At 67.5% G+C, this 3,846-nt stretch carries 3 protein-coding genes; all 3 read right to left on the bottom strand.

What is annotated here, in order from left to right; translation table 11 throughout:
• A partial coding sequence (locus tag ACTHLF_RS05480; protein ID WP_440325546.1) for a leucyl aminopeptidase family protein occupies window positions 1–1,130 on the bottom strand: 1,130 nt, incomplete at its 3' end.
• 66 nt (window positions 1,131–1,196) lie between these two features.
• A complete protein-coding gene (locus tag ACTHLF_RS05475; protein ID WP_440325544.1) occupies window positions 1,197–1,898 on the bottom strand; it encodes an HAD family hydrolase in 702 nt (233 codons plus the stop codon).
• A 182-nt stretch (window positions 1,899–2,080) separates the two neighbouring features.
• Entirely contained in the window at window positions 2,081–3,583 is a 1,503-nt protein-coding gene (locus ACTHLF_RS05470) for a substrate-binding domain-containing protein (protein ID WP_440325542.1), read from the bottom strand.
• Between the last annotated feature and the right edge of the window lie 263 nt (window positions 3,584–3,846).

The following is a 3,846-nucleotide window of genomic DNA, read 5'->3' as shown; positions in this document are numbered from 1 at the left end:
GGCAGGCGCCACATCGGGTCGTCGACGGATTCCGCCGCGCCGATCACTTCATCCGCGAGCTGGTCGCGGTTGGTGAACAGCGCCGGCAGTTCGGGGCCGAGAGCCACGCGTGCGGCGCCGGTGAGCGTCGCGAAATCCACGATCAGGTCGGGCGACTGCTCCACCGCGAAGGCGAGCGCATCGCACAGCACCAGGCGGCCTTCGGCGTCGGTGTTGTCCACTTCCACCGTATGGCCGGCGCGGGTGCGGATGACTTCGCCCGGGCGCATGGCATTACCGGCGATCGCGTTCTCCACCGCGGGCACGAGCAGGGTGAGGCGCACCGGCAGGCGTGCCTTCATCACCAGGCCGGCGAGGGCGATGGCGTGGGCGGCGCCGCCCATGTCCTTCTTCATCCAGCGCATGCCATCGGACGGCTTGATGTCCAGGCCGCCGGTGTCGAAGCACACACCCTTGCCGACGATCACCAGCTTCGGGTTGGAATTCTTGCCCCAGGTCAATTCGATGAGGCGCGGCTCGCGATGGCTCGCGCGACCCACCGCGTGGATCGTCGGGAAGGTGTTCGCGAGCAATTCCTCGCCCACCCACTCACGCACCTTCGCCTTGTGTTCGTTGGCGTGTGCATGGATGGCCGCGGAGAGATCCGCCGGGCCCATGTCCTCGGTCGGCGTGTTCACCAGGTCGCGCACTTCGAACACCGCTTCCATCAGCGGCTGCACCGCGCGCAACGTCGCCGGTTCGACCAGCAGCTGCGCGACCGGGCGGCCGGCCTTGCGATAACGCTCGAAGCGGTACGCACCCATCGCCCAACCCAGCGCGACCAGCTCGCGGTCTTCCACGATCGAATCTTCGGCGAGCTGGTAGATGCCTTCCGGCAGGCGCTGCGGCAGGCCGCCGAGCACCGAGAGGGGTTCCTTGCGGTCCACGCCCACGATCACGCGCGAGAGCGCGCCGGCGTTATTCGGAAGGACGGCGACGGAGCCGGCTGTCGGACGGAAACCCAGCGATGCCAGCCACTGCCGGTGCTGCGCACCTAGCTTCTGCTCCATGGCGGGCATCGAAGCCGCATCCACGAGTTCGATGGTGGTGACGGAGCGCTTGCCGGATTTCCGGTCGATCAGTGGCGACATCAGGCCTCCCGTGCCTCGCGGCAGTTGTTGGCCGCGTCAATGACTGGTTGATATTCCGGTCATATTCTAGCCGCCCGTGGCCGAAGAATCGTCAAGCCAATCGGCAAGGCCGTGCATATCGGCAAATTCGAGGTCCGGTGCCGGGCCGTGGGACCACTTTTCACCCGTTCGGTTGAGCCAGACCGTTGGCATACCGGCCTCGCGGGCGCCGACCACGTCCAGGAGCGGGTCATCACCTACGTGAAGGATCTGCGCAGGCGGCAGGTCCAGCGCGTCGGCGGCGGCAAGAAAAATCTTGGAATCGGGCTTGGCCACGCCGGCGCCGATCGCGTTGATCCGGGTATGGAAGAGGTGGTGCAGGCCGATCACTTCCAGGTCGGCGTTGCCGTTGGAGATGCTGACGATCGGCATCTTCGCCGCGATGCGTTCCAGGGCGGGGAGGCTATCGGGGTAGAGCTCGACGTTGTTGCGCGCCGCGTAATAGATGCGCCAGAGGGCATCCACGGGCGCATCGTCGATGCCGCAGGCCTCGAACGCCTGGCGGATGGTGATCCGCCGCTGCTCGCTGAAATCGTGGGCGAGGTGGGTGTGCTCACGCGCCACCTTCTCACGCAGCTCGCGCATCGCCTCGATCGGCCACTGCGTCGCGACCGTCGGGTGGTGCTCCTTCAGCCAGCGATCCACGCAATGCTCGGCCTCGATCAGGGCCGGCAGGACAGGCCACAGGGTGTCATCGAGGTCGAGGGTGATGGCGCGGATGGGGAGCATTGGGGTGTCCGTGGCGGGGACATCGCGCGCAAGCGCGCTCCCACAGAAAAGCAGCAGATCAGGTTGGAACAGCTCTTGTGGGAGCGTGCTTGCACGCGATAGCCGGTTGCCTCGGGGCATGAGCATCGCGTGCAAGCACGCTCCCACAGGGGGTTTGGCCCCACAAGGGTTTGGCCCTTATATCAGCGGGCGGAGACCTTGAGGGTCTGGCCGAGCTTCACGTTGTTGTCCTTCAGCCCGTTCATGGCGCGGAGCTGGTTGACGTCGACGTTGTTCTTCTTCGCGATGGAATACAGCGTGTCACCGGCGGCGACCTTGTAGGTCTTGTTGCCAGCGGCCGGCTTCGGCTCCGCCTTGGCGACGGCGGCCTTCGGCGCGGGGGCGGCGGCGGCCTTCGCAGCCGGCTTCGGCTCCGCGGCGACCTTCGGCGTTTCCACCTTGTTCGACTTCTCGCTGGAATCCACCGCCGGCTTGGCGGTGTTCTTGCCGGCGACGGTCACGGCGTCGCCGGTGACCTTCGCGAACTTGCCGCCGATCTTCGCGTTGTCCGAGCTGGTGAACGCATCGCTGCGGACGCCGCTGAAGCCCTGGTGGGCGGTGGTCGTGACGCTGGCGACAATGTGGGCGAACGGCGAGGCTTCGGCAGCCGTGGCAGCGGCAGCGACCTTCGCAGCACCCGCGGCTTTGCCCTTGGCGACCGCCGGCGCGGCCTTTACCGCTTCCTTCGCGGCTTCCGAGGCAGCAGCCGGTGCGGCAGCGGCGGCGACGGTCGGCGTGTTCATCGCCTGGCCGACGTTAGCGCGGGTGCCCACGGTCGAAGCGATCTTGGCGCGACGGCCAGCGTCGGCCGCGGCCAGCGCGGTGCCATCGGCGTACGGCAGCAGGTTATGCGCCTTCAGGATCGAACCGGCCTGGTTCGAGGTCACGAAGGTCAGGAACTCCTTCACGTCCGCCGCCTTCGGGCTGGCATCGTTGCTGACCAGGTAGAGCTCGGTGTACAGCGGGTAGGCGCCGCTGGCGACGGTCGAGGCCGACGGCTTCACGCCATCGATCGAGAGCAGCTTCAGCTTCGGGTTGTTGCCCGCGCCGGCGAGGGTGGTGGCACCCAGGCCGCGGCGATCGAGCGTCACGCCTTCTTCCAGCTTCGACTGGTTCACGTACAGGCGCGGCGCGGCCACCGGCTGGTTGCCGCGGCCGAACAGCAGGCGGCGCAGGCTCCATTCGACGCCATCGCCCGGGCTCGCCACCGCATAGAGGTTGATCGGCGCGTCATCGCCGCCGAGCTCCTTCCAGTTGGTGATGTGGCCCATGTAGATCTCGTGCAGCTGCATCAGGGTGATGTTGCTGACCGGGTTGGAGGGGTAGGTGACCATCACCAGGCCATCCCACGCCACCGGGGTGAAGGTCAGCGACTGCTCCTTGCCACCGATGCCCGGGCGTGCCGAGCCGGCGAGGTCCGCCGTGCCCGAAGCCACCGCATCGATACCCGAGGCCGTGTTGAACGGCTGCAGCTCGAACTTGCCCTTGCCGGATTTCTCCCAGGCCTTGGCCACGTCGGTGACGACGCCACGCGCGGTGGTGACATCACCACGCCAGATCAGTTGCGGCCCTGCAGCGAGGGCGGTGGCGGAGGCGCTAAGGCCGATCAGCGTGGCGGTAAGCAGGCGCGTGAGACGAAGAGACATGGACGGCAAGAGCTCCGAAACGAACGGGGTGGCTGATTTGGGCCGCAATTGTGGGCCATAAGGGCCCCGCGCGCACCATGGACGTCATTCAGCATCCTGCCGGGGCCAAACAGAACGTAGGCTGTAGGGAGAAAAGTCTCATGAGAAAGGCAGACAGCCTCCCTCTATTGCTGGGGTTACCGGGCGGTTGTTGGGGGGCGGGGGGGGGGGGGGGGGGGGGGGGGGGGGGCCCCCCCCCCCCCCCCCCCCCCCCCCCCCCCCCC

The sequence above is a fragment of the Luteibacter sp. genome (assembly GCF_051958795.1).
In the GTDB taxonomy this organism is placed as follows: Bacteria; Pseudomonadota; Gammaproteobacteria; order Xanthomonadales; family Rhodanobacteraceae; genus Luteibacter.
Note: the sequence above shows the minus strand (reverse complement) of the source record. Positions and strands in the feature narration are given on the sequence as shown.